The organism is Pseudomonas sp. zfem001 (assembly GCF_032621725.1).
In the GTDB taxonomy this organism is placed as follows: Bacteria; Pseudomonadota; Gammaproteobacteria; order Pseudomonadales; family Pseudomonadaceae; genus Aquipseudomonas; species Aquipseudomonas sediminis.
In genome coordinates this window covers 350,509-369,629 of record NZ_JAVYJI010000003.1, presented here as the reverse complement: position 1 = coordinate 369,629, position 19,121 = coordinate 350,509, and the positions used below count along the sequence as shown (strand labels likewise).

At 63.4% G+C, this 19,121-nt stretch carries 20 protein-coding genes; 5 read left to right on the top strand and 15 right to left on the bottom strand.

The features are described 5' to 3' along the window. Positions 1-9: 9 nt before the first annotated feature. The 3 genes from lgt (at position 10) to RTH74_RS13840 (ending at position 2,259) form a co-directional block, all read left to right on the top strand. Positions 10-810 carry a prolipoprotein diacylglyceryl transferase gene (gene lgt / locus RTH74_RS13850; protein ID WP_316915034.1) on the top strand — a complete coding sequence of 267 codons (801 nt, stop codon included), beginning with the start codon at positions 10-12 and terminating at the stop codon, positions 808-810. Next, entirely contained in the window at positions 810-1,604 is a 795-nt protein-coding gene (locus tag RTH74_RS13845; RefSeq protein ID WP_037001239.1) for a thymidylate synthase, read from the top strand. Before lgt ends, RTH74_RS13845 begins: the two co-directional genes overlap by 1 nt. A 127-nt stretch (positions 1,605-1,731) precedes the next feature. After that, positions 1,732-2,259 (top strand): REP-associated tyrosine transposase, encoded by a 528-nt coding sequence (locus tag RTH74_RS13840; RefSeq protein ID WP_316915033.1) that lies wholly within the window; start codon positions 1,732-1,734, stop codon positions 2,257-2,259. A 79-nt stretch (positions 2,260-2,338) separates the two neighbouring features. On the opposite strand, the gene RTH74_RS13835 is transcribed toward RTH74_RS13840, so the two are convergent. The 3 genes from RTH74_RS13835 to RTH74_RS13825 are packed head-to-tail and all read right to left on the bottom strand — an operon-like array spanning position 2,339 to position 6,308. Further along, positions 2,339-3,721 carry a GTPase/DUF3482 domain-containing protein gene (locus tag RTH74_RS13835; protein WP_316915032.1) on the bottom strand — a complete coding sequence of 461 codons (1,383 nt, stop codon included), beginning with the start codon at positions 3,719-3,721 and terminating at the stop codon, positions 2,339-2,341. Further along, positions 3,714-5,120 (bottom strand): DUF2868 domain-containing protein, encoded by a 1,407-nt coding sequence (locus RTH74_RS13830; protein WP_316915031.1) that lies wholly within the window; start codon positions 5,118-5,120, stop codon positions 3,714-3,716. Before RTH74_RS13830 ends, RTH74_RS13835 begins: the two co-directional genes overlap by 8 nt. Before the next feature lie 45 nt (positions 5,121-5,165). Beyond that, positions 5,166-6,308, bottom strand: a complete 1,143-nt coding sequence (locus RTH74_RS13825) for a glycerophosphodiester phosphodiesterase (RefSeq protein ID WP_316915030.1) — start codon at positions 6,306-6,308, stop codon at positions 5,166-5,168. A gap of 115 nt (positions 6,309-6,423) precedes the next feature. Here RTH74_RS13825 and RTH74_RS13820 point away from each other — a divergent pair, with 115 nt between their 5' ends. Together RTH74_RS13820 and RTH74_RS13815 are read left to right on the top strand one after the other, a co-directional pair. Further along, complete coding sequence (locus RTH74_RS13820; protein ID WP_316915029.1) at positions 6,424-6,954, top strand: dihydrofolate reductase; 531 nt, start codon at positions 6,424-6,426, stop codon at positions 6,952-6,954. Positions 6,955-7,066: 112 nt separating this feature from the next. Next, a complete protein-coding gene (locus RTH74_RS13815; RefSeq protein ID WP_316915028.1) occupies positions 7,067-7,714 on the top strand; it encodes a YitT family protein in 648 nt (215 codons plus the stop codon). A gap of 67 nt (positions 7,715-7,781) precedes the next feature. Here RTH74_RS13815 and gloA read toward each other — a convergent pair whose 3' ends face one another. The 12 genes from gloA to RTH74_RS13755 form a co-directional block, all read right to left on the bottom strand. Further along, the gene (gene gloA, locus RTH74_RS13810; RefSeq protein ID WP_316915027.1) at positions 7,782-8,309 is read right to left on the bottom strand and encodes a lactoylglutathione lyase; all 528 of its coding nucleotides are present in this window, start codon (positions 8,307-8,309) and stop codon (positions 7,782-7,784) included. Between the two features lie 152 nt (positions 8,310-8,461). Then, positions 8,462-8,920, bottom strand: coding sequence for a metallophosphoesterase family protein (locus tag RTH74_RS13805; RefSeq protein ID WP_316915026.1), 459 nt, complete (start codon positions 8,918-8,920; stop codon positions 8,462-8,464). A gap of 123 nt (positions 8,921-9,043) precedes the next feature. Next, complete coding sequence (gene ilvD / locus RTH74_RS13800) at positions 9,044-10,882, bottom strand: dihydroxy-acid dehydratase (RefSeq protein ID WP_316915025.1); 1,839 nt, start codon at positions 10,880-10,882, stop codon at positions 9,044-9,046. A 196-nt stretch (positions 10,883-11,078) separates the two neighbouring features. After that, the gene (locus RTH74_RS13795) at positions 11,079-12,143 is read right to left on the bottom strand and encodes a chemotaxis response regulator protein-glutamate methylesterase (protein ID WP_316915024.1); all 1,065 of its coding nucleotides are present in this window, start codon (positions 12,141-12,143) and stop codon (positions 11,079-11,081) included. Next, positions 12,140-12,445 carry a chemotaxis protein CheD gene (locus RTH74_RS13790; protein WP_316915092.1) on the bottom strand — a complete coding sequence of 102 codons (306 nt, stop codon included), beginning with the start codon at positions 12,443-12,445 and terminating at the stop codon, positions 12,140-12,142. Before RTH74_RS13790 ends, RTH74_RS13795 begins: the two co-directional genes overlap by 4 nt. A gap of 205 nt (positions 12,446-12,650) precedes the next feature. Beyond that, positions 12,651-13,472, bottom strand: coding sequence for a protein-glutamate O-methyltransferase CheR (locus RTH74_RS13785; protein ID WP_316915023.1), 822 nt, complete (start codon positions 13,470-13,472; stop codon positions 12,651-12,653). Continuing rightward, positions 13,469-13,981 (bottom strand): chemotaxis protein CheW, encoded by a 513-nt coding sequence (locus RTH74_RS13780; RefSeq protein ID WP_316915022.1) that lies wholly within the window; start codon positions 13,979-13,981, stop codon positions 13,469-13,471. The genes RTH74_RS13785 and RTH74_RS13780 overlap by 4 nt, the downstream gene beginning before the upstream one ends. A 3-nt stretch (positions 13,982-13,984) precedes the next feature. Continuing rightward, complete coding sequence (locus RTH74_RS13775) at positions 13,985-15,628, bottom strand: methyl-accepting chemotaxis protein (RefSeq protein WP_316915021.1); 1,644 nt, start codon at positions 15,626-15,628, stop codon at positions 13,985-13,987. 16 nt (positions 15,629-15,644) lie between these two features. Next, positions 15,645-16,214 (bottom strand): chemotaxis protein CheW, encoded by a 570-nt coding sequence (locus RTH74_RS13770; protein ID WP_316915020.1) that lies wholly within the window; start codon positions 16,212-16,214, stop codon positions 15,645-15,647. A 24-nt stretch (positions 16,215-16,238) separates the two neighbouring features. Next, positions 16,239-18,410, bottom strand: a complete 2,172-nt coding sequence (locus tag RTH74_RS13765) for a chemotaxis protein CheA (protein ID WP_316915019.1) — start codon at positions 18,408-18,410, stop codon at positions 16,239-16,241. A gap of 6 nt (positions 18,411-18,416) precedes the next feature. Further along, positions 18,417-18,737, bottom strand: a complete 321-nt coding sequence (locus RTH74_RS13760) for an STAS domain-containing protein (protein ID WP_316915018.1) — start codon at positions 18,735-18,737, stop codon at positions 18,417-18,419. 10 nt (positions 18,738-18,747) lie between these two features. Further along, positions 18,748-19,116 carry a response regulator gene (locus RTH74_RS13755; RefSeq protein ID WP_099525974.1) on the bottom strand — a complete coding sequence of 123 codons (369 nt, stop codon included), beginning with the start codon at positions 19,114-19,116 and terminating at the stop codon, positions 18,748-18,750. Positions 19,117-19,121 lie beyond the last annotated feature (5 nt).

Genomic DNA, 19,121 nt, shown 5'->3' with positions numbered 1-19,121 from the left:
GAGTCCTGGATGCTGCCTTATCCGCAGATCGACCCGGTGGCCATTGCCCTCGGCCCCCTGAAAATCCATTGGTACGGCCTGATGTACCTGGTCGGCATCGGTGGTGCCTGGCTACTGGCATCGCGCCGGTTGGAGCGTTTCGATGCGACCTGGACCAAGGACAAGCTGTCCGACCTGGTGTTCTGGGTGGCCATGGGGGTGATTCTCGGTGGGCGTCTGGGCTACGTATTTTTCTATGATTTTGCGGCCTATATCGCCGAACCGGCGAAGATCCTGCGAGTTTGGGAGGGCGGTATGTCCTTCCATGGCGGCCTGATCGGGGTGATGCTGGCGACCTGGTGGTTCGGCAAGCGCAACGGCAAGAGCTTCTTCGAGCTGATGGACTTCATCGCACCGCTGGTGCCGATCGGTCTGGGTGCTGGGCGCATCGGTAACTTCATCAACGCCGAGTTGTGGGGCAAGGCCAGCGACGTGCCGTGGGCGATGATCTTCCCTACCGACCCGCAGCAGTTGGCGCGTCATCCGTCGCAGCTGTATCAATTCGCCCTGGAAGGCGTGGCGCTGTTCACCATCCTTTGGTTCTACTCGCGCAAACCGCGCCCGACCATGGCCGTTTCCGGCATGTTCGCCGCCTGCTACGGGGTGTTCCGCTTCATCGTCGAGTTCGTCCGCGTGCCCGATGCTCAGCTCGGCTACCTGGCCTGGGGCTGGCTGACCATGGGTCAGATTCTCTGCCTGCCAATGATCCTCGGCGGTATCGGCCTGATTGTCTACGCCTACAAGCGCCAGCCCGTACAAGGAGCCGTCTGATGAAACAGTACCTCGACCTGATGCGCCACGTGCGTGAGCACGGCACCTTCAAGGAAGACCGTACCGGTACCGGCACCTACAGCGTGTTCGGCTACCAGATGCGCTTCGACCTGGCAGATGGCTTCCCCATCGTCACCACCAAGAAGTGCCACCTGCGCTCGATCATCCACGAGCTGCTGTGGTTCCTGCAGGGTGACACCAACATCAAGTACCTCAAAGACAACGGCGTCAGCATCTGGGATGAGTGGGCCGACGAGAATGGCAACCTTGGCCCCGTCTACGGTTACCAGTGGCGCAGCTGGCCGGCGCCTAACGGCGAGTCCATCGATCAGATCGCCAAGCTGATCGAGATGATCAAGAAGAACCCGGACTCGCGGCGCCTGATCGTCTCGGCATGGAACCCCGCGCTGGTCGAGCAGATGGCGCTGCCACCGTGTCACGCGCTGTTCCAGTTCTATGTCGCCGACGGCAAGCTCAGCTGCCAGCTCTATCAGCGTTCGGCAGACATCTTCCTCGGCGTGCCTTTCAACATCGCCAGCTATGCGCTGCTGACGCTGATGGTGGCGCAGGTCTGCGGCTTGCAACCGGGCGAATTCATCTGGACCGGCGGCGACTGCCACCTGTACGCCAACCATATCGAACAGACCGACCTGCAGCTGACCCGCCAGCCGCTGCCGCTACCGACAATGAAGCTCAATCCCGAGGTGAAGGACCTGTTGGCCTTCAAATTCGAGGACTTCGAACTGGTGGGTTACGAAGCGCACCCGCATATCAAGGCGCCGGTTGCGGTCTGAGATGGTGTGGGTGGGTGCTGGTGGGCTAAAGCCCACCCTACCGGCTAGGATGTAGGGTGGGCTTCAGCCCACCGACTCACCATGCCGCCGGCCCCGCCACTGACACCCAACAGGTAAAGGATTGCCCATGTCCAACTACCGCCGCGAACGGATTCCGGCTGCCACCTACTTCTTCACGGTCACCCTCGCGGATCGTCGATCCAGTTTGCTGACGGACGAAATCGCGTTGCTGCGCCAGGTCTACGTCGACGCCAGCAAACGTATGCCTTTGAAGACCGTCGCCATCTGCGTTCTACCTGATCATCTGCATGCCATATGGGAACTGCCTGAGGATGACCACGACTATTCCCTGCGTTGGGCATCGATCAAAAGCCAGTTTTCCCGGGGGCTACCCGCCAGGCCTAGCGTCAGCGCCAGCAAATACAGAAAGCGTGAGAAAGGCATCTGGCAAAGACGCTTCTGGGAGCACCGTATCCGTGATGAGGATGATCTTGCACGGCATGTCGATTACATCCATTTCAACCCGGTCAAGCATGGTTTGGTGAGTCAGGTTGGCGATTGGCCTTATTCGAGCTTCCATCGTTATGTCGGGCGCGGGCTCCTGTCTGCAGGTTGGGGTGGGCGGGATAATGGTGATGGCGAGTTTGGGGAGTAGCGGGGCGCCGATGTGGTGGGCTGAAGCCCACCCTACAAGCAACTATCGCCTTCCACGTAGGGTGGGCTTCAGTCCACCGTTAGCCCACCGGTTGCATGGAAAGGTCGCTGCGCAGGCGCTCTACCTGTTCGGCGCGTTCGGCCTCTTCCAGGCGCGCGCCTGGATTCAGTGACGACCATTGCGGGTGAGCGCGCGCCACGTTCAGCGGAGTGGGCAGCTTGCCCTGGCGCCACAGGGCTTCTTGCGGAGCGTTTAGGCTGATGGCGTCCATCGCGGCGTGTCCGCGCACGTCCAGTGCGGCCAGCAGTTGCTGCTGACGCAGGGCGAGCAGGCGCAGCACGGCGTCGTCGACGGTCAGTTCGCGCTGGCCCTTGAGTTTTCCCTTCAGTCTTTCTCCGTAGTTGCGCAGGGTCTGCGCGCTGCCGCCGATCACTGCGCCCAATGCGGCAGCTGCGCCCATGGTGAGGCCGCCGACCAGCAGGTCGACGCCGACGCCCGTGGCGGCGCCGGCTGCCATGCCGCCACCGACCTTGATGCCGAGCTGCTTCAGCGTTTCCGGATTGAACAGATCGTCGCCCCAGCGGCCGTCGAGCAGCGGCAGGTCAGCCGCTTTGGCGTCACTGCTGCGGAAAGCGTACAGGCGTAGCAGGGCCTCGACGCAACGCTGCTCGCGCTGGCGAATGGCCGTGCGCAGCTCGCTGATGGCGCCCTGTTCCAGCACGGGTTGGGCGGCGACGCTGCGGCGGCAGGCGGCGCAGTCGATCAGCAGCTCAGCGATCAGACGGTTGCCGGCCTGGCGCCGGGCCTGGCGCTGGGCTTCGTGATCCTCGATCAGTCGTTGCAGCTGCGGGCGCGAACGCTCCAGTAGCAGGGCCAGGCTTTCGTACAGACGTCGTTCGCCGTCTGCAGGTGGTGCCACGCTGTCGAACGCCACCAGGGCATGCAGGCCGAGGCGGGCCAGGGCTTCGCGCCACTCGCCTTCGCGGTGGCTGTCACTGGCAACGAAGTTGAGTACCGGCAGCAGCGGCCGGCCGCACATGGTCAGTACCGCCAGCTCGTCGCGGTACTTGGCCAGCACTGGCTCGCGCACGTCGATCACGTAGAGGCCGGCATCGGAGGCCTGCAACTGGCGCAGTACCTTGGCTTCCTGTTCGTAGCGCTGGCGCGCCTCGCTGCCTTCGAGAAAACGCGCCAGACGTGCCGGGCCGTCCAGCCGCTCACCAGGGCGGTCGAGACGCTCCAGGTAGTCGAGCAGGGCGATGGCGTCTTCCAGGCCTGGGGTGTCGTACAGCTCCAGCAGCGCCTGGCCATCCACCGACAGGCGCGCACCTTCGACATGGCGGGTGGTGCTGGCGCGGGGCGAGACTTCGCCGAAGTCGATGTCGCGGGTCAGGGTGCGCAACAGCGAGGTCTTGCCGACGTTGGTGTGGCCGACCAGGGCCAGTTTCAGTGGCTCAGTCATGTCCGCTCTCCAGCCAGTTCAGCGGCGCCGTATCGCCATGCTGCAGCTCCAGGCTGGCGATCGCCTGATGCCAGTCCGTCAGGCGGGCGCTGTCCAGGCTCTCACCGGGTGTCGGCGGCAGCAGCCAGATGCGCGTGGCCGAGGCCGAGCGCGCCAGTTCGCCGATCAGCGCCAAGGTGCCACGATCCGGTGAGCGGCGCGGGTCGCAGGCGATGGCCAGGCGTTCGGGCGGGAAGCGGGTCAGCTGTTCGAGTAACTGACGGCGCTGTTCGCGGCTGTCGATCACGCCTGCATCGGCCACGCCCTTGGGCAGTGACGCAGGCGGCCAGGGGCGGCGCTCGTCCAGTTCGATGCCGAGCAGCAGCGCGCCGCTGCCAGGTTGCGCGCTGGCGCCGCCTTGCGGTTGGTGCAGGGCGGCGGGCGCCAGGTCACAGATGCCCAGGCGTTCGCTGTCCGGCTGCAAGCGCTGGCGCAGCAGGCCATAGCCGGGCAGGTCGAGATCCAGGCGCAGCGCGCCTTTGCCGGACTGCCAGCGCCACAGGCACAGCAGCGCCAGCAGCAGGCGTGGCAGCAGGCCGTAGACCAGCACCACGCCGACCAGCCAGCCGGCCCAGCTCTGCCGGGCCGCTTCACTGGCGATGGCGGCATCGCCGCTGGCGCGAATGACGTCGATGTCTGGCAGGCTGAAGCCGAGCAGCGCGGGCAGGGTGCCGATGGCCTGGGTCAGGGCGATGAAGGTGTCGCCACCAAGAATGGTGGTTTCCCAGACGAAGCCGTAGCGGCGCGTGGCGAGCAGCAACAGCAGGGTGACCAATGCCGCGAGCATGGCCAGCGTCCAAAGCCCATTGACCATCAGGCCCAGGCCCCAGCGGGTCAGGCGCTGGCGTTGCAGCATCAGCAGCAGGGCCGGGGCCAACTGCGCGGCGCTGGCGTCGCGTGCCAGTTTTTCACTGAGCCATAGCCACAGGCGACCGAGCGCGCCGGGGTGGTCGCGGGTCAGCAGCAGGCCTAGCAGCCAGCCGAGCAGCATCAGCAGGTTGAGCCCAAGCAGGCTGCCCAGTGCCCAGAACACATTGACGGGTTGGCGCCCGTCACCCAACGCGGCCAGGGCCAGGCCGAAGCCGCTGAGCAGGGCCAGCAGCGCCAGTAGCCCACCGGCCAGGCGTGCGCCTTGCAGCCAGTGCAGCAACGCCTGCCACTGACCATCACGGCGGGCCAGGTGCAGGGCGCGATGCTGGATACGCTCGGCCAGTTCAACCTGTTCGGCACGGGCCAGGCGATTGGCCTCACTGTCTTCGAGCGGGCCGGCATGCTCCTCGCGCAGGCGAATGGTCTCGCTGAGCCAGAGGCGTTGGAAGGGGGTAGGGGAGGAGGCGTCTGTCACGCGGCGTCTCGTCATTCGGATCAGGGGTTGAGAATAACCCCTGATCCGTCTCGGTGCGAATCAGCGCTGCTCGCGCAAACGCACGGCGATATCCGGTTGGTCGATGAACAGGCCATCGATGCCGGTGGCGAGGAAGGCGCGCAGCTCGGCCTCGATGTCGCCACGTTCGCTCGGGTCGCTGCCACTGCGCAGGCTGGTGGGCAGGAAGGCGTTCTCCGCGCGGAAGGTATAGGGGTGCACCTTCAGTCCGGCGGCATGGGCGTCAAGTACCAGGCTGGTTGGTGCGCCCAGGTTGCCGGCGCCATCGCGTGGGATGACCATGCCTTTCTCCGGGCCGATGCCGTCGGCGTAGCTCGCGATGGTTTGCAGGCCTTCTGGCGTGATCATTTGCTGGTAGCCAAGGTCGCTGCCAAGCACCCGCTGATCGTAGGGTTGGCCTTCTACCCACAGCAGTTGCACCAGGCGGATCGGCGTTAGCGTGCTCAGCGTCTTGAGGTTTGCCACTTCGAAGGACTGGATGAAAACGGGCGCGTCGGCGCTGTCGTAGCCGTTGCGTTCGAGCACTGCCAGCAGCGGTTTCTCCATGGCCAGGTCGAGTCGCTGGAAGTGGGTGGGGTGCTTGGTTTCCGGGTACAAACCCAGGGTTCGTTGCTGAAGGGCTTCCAGACGTTTCACCAGATCGATGATCTCCTGCAGTGTGGGAATCTCAAACTGGCCATCAAAGCGGGTATTGCCCGGTCGCTGTTGCGGGATACGTTCGATCGCGCGCAGGGTTTTCAGCTCGGCCAGGGTGAAGTCCTCGCTGAACCAGCCTTCCAGGCTGCGCCCGTCGACGCTCTGGTTGCGTTTGCGGTCAGCGAATTCGGGGCGCTGCGCCACGTCGGTAGTCAGCCCCAGTTCGTTGTCGTGGCGGGCGACCAACTGGCCATCGCGCGTCATCACCAGGTCGGGCTCGATGTAGTCGGCGCCTTGCAAGGCTGCCAGCGCGTAGGCCGCCAGTGTGTGCTCGGGCGCGTAACCGCTGGCGCCCCGGTGGGCGATCACCAGGGGAGCCTTGGTTTCCCAGTTCTGGGTTTGCCTGGCGCTGGGTTGCTGCTGGGCCCAATCGATGGCGGCCTGGACTTTATCCGGAGCCGGGCTGGCGAAGACCGCCAGTGGCAGCAGAGTGACGCCCAATACCCAGGCAGAAAGTGATTTCGACATGATGCTGGCTCCTTGCTCGTAGAATCAGCCCTTAGCCTGCTACGGCGAATGTGACGATACGACGACAGCGCTGCTGCAGCCACTGATGGGCTGCGAGGCCGCTGAGGGCTCTGTTATGCTCGCGGCCATGAAAACGACTCTACCTCTTTCTCTGATCGCCGCGCTCGCGCACAACCGCGTGATTGGCCGCGACAACCAACTGCCCTGGCACCTGCCGGCGGATCTCAAGCACTTCAAAGCGATGACGCTCGGCAAGCCGATCATCATGGGGCGCAAGACCTGGGATTCGCTCGGGCGCCCGCTGCCGGGCCGGCTCAATATCGTGGTCAGCCGCCAGGCCGGCCTCACCTTGGAAGGTGCCGAGGTATTTGCGACGCTGGACGCGGCCATCGAACGAGCCGACGCCTGGGCGCGTGAAGAGAATGCCGAGGAACTGATGCTGATCGGCGGCGCGCAGCTCTATGAGCTGGGCCTGGCCCAGGCTGATCGCCTCTACCTGACACGTGTCGGCCTCGATCCCGAAGGTGATGCCTTCTTCCCCGAGGTCGACGAGGCCATATGGCGCATGACCTCCAGCGTCGAGCACCCGGCTTCGGCCGAGACACCGTCTTACGCCTTCGAAGTGTGGGAGCGCCGCGGCGCATAATCCTGCCTGGCGTTCCGGCCATTTCTGCCGCCAGATTCTCCTGCGCGGCGGGACGGCCACTGCCTTGCCTCTGCCGTAATTTTCTTTCGTGCATCCTGATGCAGGTTCTGTCATGACTGAGCAATCGCCCGTCGACGAGCGCCCGAGCGCCGTCGCTGCACTCTTCGTACGCCATCCACTCTGGGAAGATGCGCTGGCCCTGCTGTTCGGCACCGCTCTGGTGGCGCTGGGTATCGCCTTCTACACGCATGCCGGCCTGCTCACCGGTGGCACTGTCGGCATCGCCTTTCTGGCCAACTACCAGGCCGGCTGGTCGTTCGGTCTGGTGTTCTGCCTGGTCAATCTGCCGTTCTACCTGCTCGGTATCTGGCGCATGGGCTGGGCTTTCACCTTGCGTACGGGCTGCGCGGTGATGCTGGTTTCGCTACTGGCCGAGCTGACGCCGCACTGGGTCGCCTTCGCTCATCTAAGCGCCGTGTATGCCGCGCTGTTCGGCGGCGCTGCGATGGGGCTGGGTTTGCTCATGCTGTTCCGCCACCGCGCCAGCCTGGGCGGGGTTAACATTCTCGCGCTGTATATGCAGGAGCGCTTCGGTTTCCGCGCGGGCGCCGTGCAGATGGCCATCGACGCGAGCATCGTGCTGGCGGCGATTTTCGTGGTGTCGCCAGACAAGGTGCTGCTCTCGGTGCTGGGGGCGGTAGTGCTCAATCTGGTGCTGGCGATCAATCACCGGGCGGACCGCTACGTCGGCGTCAGTTGAACCCGGCAACGAACGTGGGGCTGCTTCGCTGGAGGCAGCCCCTCGTTGGTTTTCGCGGAGGCGAAAATCAGCTCACTTCGGTGAACTGGATGATCTCGACCCAGTAACCGTCCGGGTCCTTGATGAAGGCGATATCGCGCATGCGGCCGTCGGTCAGGCGTTTCTGGAAGTCCACGCCGAGGTCTTCGAAGCGCAGGCAGGCGGCCTTGATGTCCGGCACCGACACGCACAGGTGACCGAAGCCGCGTGGGTCGCTGTTGCCGCTGTGGTAGGAGAATTCCGGGTCTTTCTCGGTGCCGTAGTTGTAGGTCAGCTCCAGCACGCCGGGGATCGACTTGCGCCACTGATGGCGGGCAGCCGGGTCGGCTGGGATCTGCGACTTGTCATTGATCAGCGCGAGGAAGTACAGGCTGAACTCGGCGTCGGGGAAGTCCTTCTTCTCCAGCAGGGTGAAGCCCAGCACGCGGGTGTAGAAATCCAGGGATTTTTGCAGATCCTTCACGCGGATCATTGTGTGGTTGTAGACGAAGTCGGCGGTAGCGACGTCAGGCTTGGCGGTCACGCCAGCAATGGCGTTGAGCTCGTCGAGGGTCATGGGGTTCTCCATCAGGCGGGAAAAGGCTGTATCTACCTAGATGGACGCGGTGGCCACGTTTTTCAAGGTCGTAGGGTGGACAACGCTGTTTTTGTCCACCATGGGTTGGTAGGCGGTGGACGGGTGAAGCGTTGTCCACCCTGCGATGGTCATCAGACCTGCAGCGTGATCAGCTCGGCCCGTGCCCGCCCATCCTCGATATGCAGGATGCCCACGCTGATGGGCAGCTTGAAGCGTCGCTGCCCGGCGCTGCCAGGGTTTAGGTAGAGCACGCCGTTGCGGGTTTCCTGCAGGGGTTTGTGCGAGTGCCCGGCGATTACTACATCGATTCCAAGCGCTCTGGGGTCGATGTTCAGTTGCTTCAGGTCGTGCAGGACATAGAGCGTGGTGTCTGCGAAGCGCAGCGTCAGCGTCTCGGGAATGTCATCGGCCCAAGCCTCCTGGTCGTTATTGCCGCGCACCACCGACAGCGGCGCGATGCGTTCCAGTTCGGCCAGGATGTGCGGCCCGCCGATATCGCCGGCATGGATCAGGTGATCGACGCCTTGCAGCGCTACCAGCGCTTCGGGGCGCAGCAGGTTGTGGGTGTCGGCGATCAGACCAATGCGCATGATGGGTTCCTGAACATTGAAGTAGGCGCCAGCTTGCTGGCGATCAGCGTCAGGTGCAAACCCTCCGACAACAAAAAGCCCGGCAAACCAGGCCGGGCTTTTCGCTGCAGCAACGCTGACGAATCAGTCGTCGAGCATCGCCTTGTTGCGCACCGCACCCTTGTCGGCGCTGGTGGCGAGCAGGGCGTAGGCCTTGAGTGCCGTGGTCACCTTACGGGTGCGCGGTGCGGCCGGCTTCCAGCCTTTCTTGTCCTGATCGGCGCGGCGGGCGGCCAGCTCTTCATCGCTGACCAGCAGGTTGATGCTGCGGTTGGGGATGTCGATCAGTACCTTGTCACCGTCCTGCACCAGGCCGATGGCGCCGCCTGCTGCAGCTTCCGGCGAGGCGTGGCCGATGGACAGGCCGCTGGTGCCGCCGGAAAAACGACCGTCGGTGAGCAGGGCGCAGGCCTTGCCCAGGCCCTTGGACTTCAGGTAGCTGGTCGGATAGAGCATTTCCTGCATGCCCGGGCCGCCTTTCGGGCCTTCGTAGCGGATGATGACGATGTCACCTTCCTTCACTTCGTCGGCAAGGATGCCTTTGACCGCGCTGTCCTGGCTCTCGAAGACCTTGGCGTTGCCTTCGAAGACGTGGATGGACTCATCGACACCGGCGGTCTTCACCACGCAGCCGTCGAGGGCGATATTGCCGTAGAGCACGGCCAGGCCGCCTTCTTTGGAGTAGGCGTGCTCGACGCTGCGGATGCAGCCGTTCTCGCGGTCGTCGTCGAGGGTCTCCCAACGGGTCGACTGGCTGAACGCGGTCTGGGTCGGGATGCCGGCAGGGCCTGCCTTGAAGAAGTGATGCACCGCTTCATCGTTGGTCTGGGTGATATCCCATTGGGCGATGGCTTCGGCCATGTTCGGCGTGTGCACGGTGTGTGCGTCGGTGTGCAGCAGGCCGCCACGGGCCAGTTCGCCGAGGATGGAGAAGATGCCGCCAGCGCGGTGTACGTCTTCCATGTGGTACTTCTGGATGTTCGGCGCGACCTTGCACAGCTGCGGCACCTTGCGCGACAGGCGATCGATGTCGCGCAGGTCGAAGGCGATCTCGGCTTCCTGGGCTGCAGCCAGCAGGTGCAGGATGGTGTTGGTCGAGCCGCCCATGGCGATGTCCAGGGTCATGGCGTTTTCGAATGCCTTGAAGTTGGCAACGTTGCGCGGCAATACCGACTCGTCGCCTTCGCCGTAGTAGCGTTGGCAGAGTTCGACGGCCAGGCGACCGGCACGCAGGAACAGTTGTTCACGGTCGCTGTGGGTGGCCAGGGTCGAACCGTTGCCAGGCAGCGCCAGGCCCAGGGCTTCGACCAGGCAGTTCATCGAGTTGGCGGTGAACATGCCGGAGCAGCTGCCGCAAGTCGGGCAGGCGCTGCGCTCGTACTCCGCGACCTTTTCGTCGGAGGCGCTGGAGTCGGCGGCGATCACCATGGCGTCGACCAGGTCCAGGCCGTGGCTGGCCAGTTTGGTCTTGCCGGCTTCCATCGGCCCGCCGGAAACGAACACCACCGGGATATTCAGGCGCAGGGCAGCCATCAGCATGCCGGGGGTGATCTTGTCGCAGTTGCTGATACAGACGATGGCGTCGGCGCAGTGGGCGTTGACCATGTACTCCACGGAGTCGGCGATGATCTCGCGGCTCGGCAGCGAATAGAGCATGCCGTCGTGGCCCATGGCGATGCCGTCATCGACGGCGATGGTGTTGAATTCCTTGGCCACGCCGCCGTGCTTCTCGATCTCGCGGGCGACCAGCTGACCCAGGTCCTTCAGGTGCACGTGGCCTGGCACGAACTGGGTGAAGGAGTTGGCGATGGCGATGATCGGTTTCTTGAAGTCTTCGTCCTTCATCCCGGTGGCGCGCCACAGGGCGCGGGCGCCGGCCATGTTGCGGCCGTGGGTGGAGGTCTTCGAGCGGTAATCGGGCATGACGGTATTCCTGCGACTAATTCGGTTGTGTGTGCGGTGAGCATCGTCGAGCGGCAGATCGCCGCGGTGTCAGGGGGCTGCATGACGAAACGGGATCACCGTTCGTACGGCCGGGGCTCACGGGCCCGCCGGAGGATTTCTGGCGAGGAATGCGCTGATTCTACGCCCGCCGAGGCGGGCGGGGAAAGGCTGCCGGTCAGGCACGCTCGGCGCGCAGGATCTGCGCGGGAATTTGCTCCAGCGCAATCTCGCGCCCGACCGCGCCAAGTTTCTTGGCTTCCTTGGGCATGCCGTAGACCACGCAGCTGGCTTCGTCCTGGCCGAAGGTCTGCGCACCAGCCTCGAACATCTCGCGCAGGCCACGAGCACCGTCGTCGCCCATGCCGGTCATGATGATGCCGGTGGCGTTGGCCCCGGCAGCGCGGGCGGTGGAGCGAAACAGCACGTCCACCGAGGGTTTGTGGCGGCTCACGGGCGGGCCGTCGACCACTTCGACCAAGTACTGCGCGCCGCTGCGCTTGAGCAGCATATGGCGACCACCGGGAGCGATCAGGGCGCGGCCGGGGATAACCCGGTCACCATGACGCGCTTCCAGTACCTCGATCTGGCACAGGCCGTTGAGGCGCTCGGCGAAGGCGGCGGTAAAACGCTCCGGCATGTGCTGGACGATGACGATGCCAGGGCAGACGCGTGGCAGAGCGGTGAGGATGTACTCCAGCGCCTGGGTGCCGCCGGTGGAGGTGCCGATGGCCACCACGCGCTCGGTGGTGCGGGCCATGGCCGGTTGTCCGGCCGGGATCACGGCATCTGCGCCCAGTTTGGGCTGCACCGGTGTTTTGCTCTTGGCCAGTTGGCGCATGTTGGCGCGTGCGGCCGCTTTCACAGCGCCGAGCAGATCATCGCTGGCATTGACCAGAAATTTGCTCAGGTTGACCTGGGGCTTGGTGACGATGCTGACCGCGCCAGCGGCGAGGGCCTGCATGGTGGTGCTGGCGCCTTTCTCGGTGAGGGTCGAGCAGATCACCACCGGCGTCGGGCGCTCGGCCATGAGTTTCTTGAGGAAGGTGATGCCATCCATGCGCGGCATTTCCACGTCGAGGACGATCACATCGGGCCACTCGCGCTCCATCTTGCTCAGGGCGAACAGCGGGTCGGCAGCGGTGCCCAGCACTTCGATGGCTGGGTCGGCGGCAAGTACAGATGCCAGGACCTGGCGCACGACGGCAGAGTCGTCGACGATCATGACTTTGATGGGTTTCATGCGGGTTGTACTCCAGTGGGACATCCACTGTCAGCGACTAGGGGGGATTGCTTCAGGGCCAATTGGCCACTCCAGATATCGAAGATCAGGTGTCGGTGCCCCGTGCCCCCTACGTGTTCGCCATGACTGACAAGGCCGTGCCTGGCGATCAGTTCGTGTGCCATATCGATGTTTTGCTGGCCGACGTGGCGCGTGGCTCGCGCGCCGAGGTGGGGGAACATGTTGCCACCTCCGAAAATACGCAGGTGATACTCACCGGCCCGGGTGCCCCGAGCTTTGATGGCTTCCAGGAGCAGGAGCATGGCCTCATCGCCATAGCGGCCATCGAGCTTTAGAGAGTGCATGCCACGGGTTGGCAGCATGTAGTGGCACATGCCGCCCAATCGATGGCGCGGATGCCAGAACACCAGCGAGACGCAAGAGCCGAGTAGCGTGCGGATGCGCGTGCCGACGCCTGCGAAGTGCAGATCGCCGGGTTGCAGATAGACGTCACGTGGTGCAGCGGGCCTAGGCATCGGGTTTGCGGTAGATCGACGGTTTCACGACCTTGAGCGTCTCATCGATGCCGTTGAGGCTTTCCGAATGGCTGATCAGAAAGTAACCGCCTGGGCGCAGGCGACTCAGCAGGCGCTTCACGACCTGACGCTTGGTTTCACCATCGAAGTAGATCATGACGTTACGCAGGAAAATCACATCGAACTGACCGATTTCCGGCAATGAGTTGTTCAGGTTGATCTGCTCGAAGCGCACGCGGCGACGCAGTGCCGGGTCGATGAGCAGATTGCCCTCGTTGGCGCCTACACCGCGAAAACAGTGGCTGACCAGCATCCGGCGCGGGATATCTTCGCTGTCCTGCACACGATAGACCCCGGCCCGAGCACGATCCAGCACCCGCTGGCTGATATCCGACGCAAGGATCTCCCAGGGTTTGTCGCCGAGTACGTCGGCCAGCAGCAGTGCAATGCTGTAGGGCTCCTCGCCGCTGGAGCAGGCGCCACTCCAGATGCGCAGGGGCCGTCCGCTGGGAATCAGTCCGGGCTGGCCCAGACGCTCACGCAGGAAGTCGAAATGCTTGGGTTCGCGAAAGAAGTAGGTTTCGTTGGTGGTCAGCAGATCGACACAAGTCTGCAGCTCTGCCGGGCTCTGGCTCAGGCGGCGGAAGTACTCGCCGTAGCTGTCGAGTTCGAACTCGCGCAGGCGTTTGCTCAGCCGCCCGGCGACCAGCGGTTTCTTTGCATCGGAAAGGCTGATACCGGCGATCTCGTAGATCAACTGGCGAAACTTGGAAAACTCCAGGTCACTCAGGGCGATGGCGGTGTTGCTGCTCATGGGTTGTCCTGCATCGTCCCGCGGTGAGCGCTGGCTTGCTCCAGCAGCGCTATTTCATCATCCGATAGCACCCGGCCGACATCGAGCAGCACGACAAGCCGATCATCCAGCTTGCCCATGCCGCGAATGAAGTCAGCGCGGATGTGATTACCGAAGCTAGGCGCGGGTTCGATCTGTCCGCTACCCAGCTCCAGCACTTCGTTGACCGCGTCGACCACCATGCCGATGACGCGTAGCCCGTCATTCGAGGCGATTTCCAGTATGACGATGCAGGTGCGTGGCCCAATCACCGTGGCACTACCGCCGAAGCGCAGGCCGAGATCGATGACCGGCACGACGGCCCCGCGCAGGTTGATGACGCCGAGGATGCTCGGCGGCATCATCGGTACGCTGGTCAGCCTGCCGTACTCGATGATCTCGCGTACGGCATGGATATCGACGGCGAACAGCTCCTGAGCCAGGGTGAACGTCAGGTACTGGCCGGCGGCGTTGCTGATTGCGGCAGCCATTGGCTACTCCTGGAAGCGCACGTAACCGGCCGGAAGACCACCTGCCATGGGCATCGCGGCGTCATCGTCGATGTGTTGTGCACGCGACGAATGGCTCGGGCGCTGCTGCTGAACCTGGCGTTGCTGGCTGCGCCCGGTGCCCATGCTGTTGAGCTTGAAGAAGTCCATCAGCTGTTGCAGTTGCTCTGCCTGGCCGCTCATTTCCTCTGCAGTGGCTGCAAGCTCTTCGGAGGAAGAGGCGTTCTGCTGGGTGATCTCGTTGAGCTGGTTCATCGCCGTGCTGATCTGGCCGACGCCGGAGCTCTGCTCCTCGGAGGCCGCAGAAATTTCCTGCACCAGATCGGAAGTCTTGGCGATGGACGGTACGATCTCGTCGAGCAGGGTGCCAGCGCGTTCGGCCAGTTGCACACTGGACTTGGCCACTTCGCCGATTTCCTGCGCGGCCACCTGGCTGCGCTCGGCCAGCTTGCGAACTTCGGCAGCGACCACGGCGAAGCCTTTGCCGTGCTCGCCCGCACGTGCAGCTTCGATGGCGGCGTTGAGCGCGAGCAGGTTGGTTTGGTAGGCGATGTCGTCGACGATACCGATCTTGTCGGCGATGGTTTTCATGGCGCGCACGGTTTCCTTGACCGCCTGGCCACCTTCACCGGCTTCGCCGCTGGCCTTGCTGGCCATGCCGTCGGTGATGCGCGCGTTCTCGGTATTCTGTGCGATGGACGCCGACATCTGCTCCATCGAAGCGCTGGTTTCCTCGACCGAGGCAGCCTGTTCGGAAGCGGCCTGACTCATACTCTGAGCCGTGGCGGAAATCTCCTCGGAGGCGCTGGTCAGCGAATCGGCGGAGCTACGCACTTCGGTGATGATCTGGGCCAGGCGCTGCGACATGCTCTTGATGGCGGCGAGCATGCTGGTGGTATCGCCGGCGCGGGTATTGACCTCTACTCGGAGGTCGCCTTCGGCGATGCGGGTTACCACTTCAGCCGCGTAGCCCGGCTCACCACCCAGTTGGCGCAGCAGGCTGTGAGTAATCAGCCACGCGAGCAAAATGGAGATCAACACCGCAACGCCACCAATGACCGTCAGCTGCATGCGCGACTCTTCATAGAGCTCCGTTGCTTCGACTGCGCTCTTGTCCATCAGGCCGCTCTGGAAGTCCACCATGGCCAGCGAGGCTGCCAGCAGTTCGTTGTTGGCCGGCACCACCTGGTCGTAGAGATAGGCCAGCGCGCGGTCGGTGTCGTCAACGAAGGTGAACAGCTCTTCATAGCGCTGGCCTACCAACACGCGAGCAGCATTGATGCGTGCCAGCAGGTCACGACCTTGCGGCGTATTCACAGTTTTCTGCAGCTCTTCGAAGGCGCTGGCCCGACGCTCACGGCTGACGGTGATCGCTTCCATGTTCTTTGCATCGATCGCCGGATCATCACGAATGATCAGGTCGCGCACCAGTCGGGCCTGGTTGAGGGTCTCTTCCTTGATGGTGTTGGACTGGACGATCTTGGGGTAGCGATCAGACACGATGAAGTCGTTGGCCGCATTGATCGCGCTCATGCGCATGATCCCGAGCACGGTCGCCAGCACCAGCAGGGCTACGACCGAGCCAAAGCCCAGGCCAAGCTTGGTCGCCACTCTCATATTCTTGAACATGGTTACTCTCTCCGTATTACCTAGCCGGGCGCTCAAGCGCTTGTCGTGCGTGCGTGGTGCTGCCGGAAGCCGCGATTTCGGCAACCGCCAGGGTGTTTTCGATGGTCAGCAAAACGATGAATTCGTCACCCTGGCGAACCATGCCGTGGATGAAGTCGGCGCGAACGGGGTTGCCGAAGGTTGGTGCAGGACGCACTTGGTTGGCGGCCACTTCGAGGACTTCGCTGACGGCGTCAACGATGATCCCCAGCACGTGGGCGTCCGCGTCGTCCGTGATCTCGACGATGATGATGCAGGTGCGTTTGTCTATACGGCTGGCGCCCTGGCCGAAACGCAGGCTCAGGTCGATGACCGGTACCACGGCTCCGCGCAGATTGATGACGCCATGAATGCAGGTGGCAGCCATGGGCACGCGTGTCAGTTGCGGGTACTCGATGATTTCGCGCACGCACAGACCATCCAGCGCGTAGCGGCGTTCGTTGAGCTCGAACGTCAGGTACTGCTGCGGCAGGCTCTGCTCTTGCGCAGATGTACTGCTCACCAGCGGATGTTGCTCGAGGCTGGCTGGGCTGCTGGGAAGGCTCATGGTGATAGGGCTCTGTCGTTGGGTTCAGGCTTCGATGGCAGCGGGTGCGGCGTTGGCCGCCGGGTGGGCGAGGTCGGTCAAAAGGCTGGGTATGTCGAGGATCAGCGCGACGGCGCCACTGCCCAGGATGGTGAAGCCACCAATGCCCCGGCAGGTGCCAAACAGCTTGCCCAGCGGCTTGATCACGGTCTGGAATTCGCCCATCAGGTGGTCGACGACCAATCCGGCGCGCTGGCCTGCGTAGCTGACGACCACCACGTTTTCGCGCCTTGGCGGTTGGCCTTCCTCATCGAACAGCTCGCGCATGCGGATGAATGGCAATACCTCTCCGCGTAGCGAGATGTGGCCGCGGTCATTGCATGCGCCAGGCTCGAGCTCGATGCATTCCTCGACCAGATCCAGCGGGATCACGTAACCCGCCGGGCCTACACCGACCAGGAAACCGTCGATGATGGCCAGGGTCAGCGGCAGGCGGATGCGTACGCAGGTGCCTTCACCCAGGCGGCTGTCCAGTTCGATGTTGCCGCGCAGGGCGGAAATGTTGCGCTTGACCACATCCATGCCGACGCCGCGCCCCGAGAGATTGCTGACCTGGTCTGCGGTGGAGAAGCCGGGTTCGAAGATAAGGTTGAATGTTTCCTTTTCGGTCAGCACCTGCCCGTCGCTGATCAGCCCGCGCTCACGGGCCTTGGCGAGGATCCGCTGAGGGTCAAGACCACCACCGTCGTCCGTCACTTCCAGCACGATGCTGCCTGCGTCGTGGTAGGCGTTCAGGTGCACGTTGCCTTGCGCTTGCTTGCCTCGTGCCTGGCGCACTGCCAAGGGTTCGATGCCATGATCCATGGCATTGCGCACCAGGTGAGTAAGCGGGTCGGTGATACGCTCGACCACGGTCTTGTCCAGCTCGGTTTCGCCACCGCTGATGGAAAGCGTGATGTCCTTGCCGATCTCGCGTGAAACGTCGCGTACCACACGCTGGAAGCGGTTGAAGGTGGCGCCGATCTGCACCATGCGCAGGGTCAATGCCGAGTCGCGCACTTCTTCCACGAGGCGCGAAAGTTGTTCGGTGGACTCCAGCATTTCGGCATGACCACATTGCTGGGCGGTCATGCGTGCACCGGCACCTGCGATGATCAGTTCGCCGACCAGGTTGATCAGTTGGTCGAGCTTGCCGGCGTCAACGCGGATCAGGTTGTTCTCGCTGTTACGGCTTTCCTTGACCTGCTGCTGCTTCTGCAGTGCCGCTGCGATCACCGGCGGCTGCACCAGGCTTTCTTCCATCAACACCTGGCCGATAGGGCGAGTTTCAGCTTCTTGCTGTCCCTGAACCTGGGCGTGGAGTACATCCTGCAGTTCGGCGGCGGTGAGGGTGCCGCAACGCATGAGGATTTCACCCAGGCGCATGTCTTCTTCGGGAAGGGCGCGGATCAGTTCGAGGTATTCGTTGGACTTGCTGTGCGGGGGCAGAATGCGGATCAGGCTGTCTTCACGGACGAACTCGAAGGCGCCCTCGATGGTGGCCTTGTCGGCGTCGCTGGCGAAGGCAACTTCGAAACTGAGATAGCACGTCTCTGGGTCCATCTCAGCGGCTGGCGGTACGCGATCGAGCAACGGCACGATGTTGACGATGCGGCCAAAGGTGTTGAGATAGCGCAGCAAGGACAGCGGGTCCATGCCATTGCGCAGGGTGTCGGGGCCGAAACGCAGTGACAGGTGCCAGTGGTCGGCGCTGAGGCCGTCCTGGGTGCTGCGCTCAATCCGCTCATGGTTGACAGGCAGTCCGCCGGGATTTCTGGGTGGCGCCATATAGGCGCTCAGGCGCTCCCCGAGCAGGCGGTTCTGCTCCAGGCTGTCGGCATCCAGTTGTTCGAGATCGTGGCCTTCGTCTAGGTGGGTGATGAGTTTGCCGAGGTGATCGCCAACCTGCAGGAACAGTGCGGTAAGGGTTTCATCGAAGTGCAGCTCGCCGTTGCGGATACGGTCGAGCACGCTTTCGGCGATATGGGTGAAGTCGACGATCAGATCGAGGCCGAACAGCCCGGCCGAACCCTTGATCGTGTGGGCGGCACGAAAGATCGCATTGATGGTGTCGGCGTCTTCGGGAGCACTCTCCAGCAGGAGCAATGCTTCCTCCATCAGTTCGAGCAGTTCTCGGCTTTCAGCGATGAAGATCTTGAGTACTTCGTCCATATCCATACTGCGTCACTCGTCGCTGGGTTTGATCAGAATGGGATCGCCGAAGAAGGAGGCGAGCCCGCTGAGTTCGAACGCCTCGATCACTGCCAGGCTGTGGTGGCTAAGGCGCAGCTGACAGCCTTGGCGGCTGGCTTCTTGCTTGGTCAGAACCAGTAGCTGGATACCTGCACAGTCGAGTTCGTCGAGGGCCGAGAGATCCAGTTCGACTTCAGCGCCGGGCGCCAGGGCGCGCAGCAGCAGCTCCATGTGTTCGCTGACGCTGTAGATGGTCAGCCCGCCTTCCAGCGGGAGGATGCGATACAGATTCTCGCCCGACGCTTCTGTCATGGCGTTGGCCTCAAGGCAGGATCAGCTTGGAGACGGCATTGAGCATCTGCGCCGGCTGGAAAGGCTTGACCACCCAGGCCTTGGCACCGGCTGCGCGGCCTTCGTCTTTCTTCGCTTCGCCGGCTTCGGTGGTGAGCATGATCACCGGGGTGAACTTGTAGGCGGGCAGTTGCTTGACGTTCTTGAGGAAGGTGATGCCGTCCATGTTCGGCATATTCACGTCGCTGATGATCAGGTGTACCTTGCGCCCGTCCAGCTTACCCAGTGCGTCCTTGCCGTCGCAGCCTTCGATCACGTCGTAGCCAGCGCCCTTGAGCGTGATGCTGACGACCTGTCGGATGGAGGCGGAGTCGTCGACGATGAGTACGGTCTTGCCCATGGGGA

Bases quoted from the DNA above. Each gene is read 5' to 3' on its own strand.
- ilvD (WP_316915025.1), bottom strand. From the start codon at position 10,882: ATGCCCGATTACCGCTCGAAGACCTCCACCCACGGCCGCAACATGGCC.
- RTH74_RS13770 (WP_316915020.1), bottom strand. From the start codon at position 16,214: ATGAGCCTTCCCAGCAGCCCAGCCAGCCTCGAGCAACATCCGCTGGTG.
- RTH74_RS13785 (WP_316915023.1), bottom strand. From the start codon at position 13,472: ATGAGCAGCAACACCGCCATCGCCCTGAGTGACCTGGAGTTTTCCAAG.
- RTH74_RS13765 (WP_316915019.1), bottom strand. From the start codon at position 18,410: ATGGATATGGACGAAGTACTCAAGATCTTCATCGCTGAAAGCCGAGAA.
- RTH74_RS13790 (WP_316915092.1), bottom strand. From the start codon at position 12,445: ATGCTCCTGCTCCTGGAAGCCATCAAAGCTCGGGGCACCCGGGCCGGT.
- gloA (WP_316915027.1), bottom strand. From the start codon at position 8,309: ATGACCCTCGACGAGCTCAACGCCATTGCTGGCGTGACCGCCAAGCCT.
- RTH74_RS13795 (WP_316915024.1), bottom strand. From the start codon at position 12,143: ATGAAACCCATCAAAGTCATGATCGTCGACGACTCTGCCGTCGTGCGC.
- RTH74_RS13845 (WP_037001239.1), top strand. From the start codon at position 810: ATGAAACAGTACCTCGACCTGATGCGCCACGTGCGTGAGCACGGCACC.
- RTH74_RS13760 (WP_316915018.1), bottom strand. From the start codon at position 18,737: ATGACAGAAGCGTCGGGCGAGAATCTGTATCGCATCCTCCCGCTGGAA.
- RTH74_RS13830 (WP_316915031.1), bottom strand. From the start codon at position 5,120: ATGACGAGACGCCGCGTGACAGACGCCTCCTCCCCTACCCCCTTCCAA.
- RTH74_RS13775 (WP_316915021.1), bottom strand. From the start codon at position 15,628: ATGTTCAAGAATATGAGAGTGGCGACCAAGCTTGGCCTGGGCTTTGGC.
- RTH74_RS13835 (WP_316915032.1), bottom strand. From the start codon at position 3,721: ATGACTGAGCCACTGAAACTGGCCCTGGTCGGCCACACCAACGTCGGC.
- RTH74_RS13805 (WP_316915026.1), bottom strand. From the start codon at position 8,920: ATGCGCATTGGTCTGATCGCCGACACCCACAACCTGCTGCGCCCCGAA.
- RTH74_RS13820 (WP_316915029.1), top strand. From the start codon at position 6,424: ATGCTCGCGGCCATGAAAACGACTCTACCTCTTTCTCTGATCGCCGCG.
- RTH74_RS13755 (WP_099525974.1), bottom strand. From the start codon at position 19,116: ATGGGCAAGACCGTACTCATCGTCGACGACTCCGCCTCCATCCGACAG.
- RTH74_RS13815 (WP_316915028.1), top strand. From the start codon at position 7,067: ATGACTGAGCAATCGCCCGTCGACGAGCGCCCGAGCGCCGTCGCTGCA.
- lgt (WP_316915034.1), top strand. From the start codon at position 10: ATGCTGCCTTATCCGCAGATCGACCCGGTGGCCATTGCCCTCGGCCCC.
- RTH74_RS13825 (WP_316915030.1), bottom strand. From the start codon at position 6,308: ATGTCGAAATCACTTTCTGCCTGGGTATTGGGCGTCACTCTGCTGCCA.
- RTH74_RS13840 (WP_316915033.1), top strand. From the start codon at position 1,732: ATGTCCAACTACCGCCGCGAACGGATTCCGGCTGCCACCTACTTCTTC.
- RTH74_RS13780 (WP_316915022.1), bottom strand. From the start codon at position 13,981: ATGGCTGCCGCAATCAGCAACGCCGCCGGCCAGTACCTGACGTTCACC.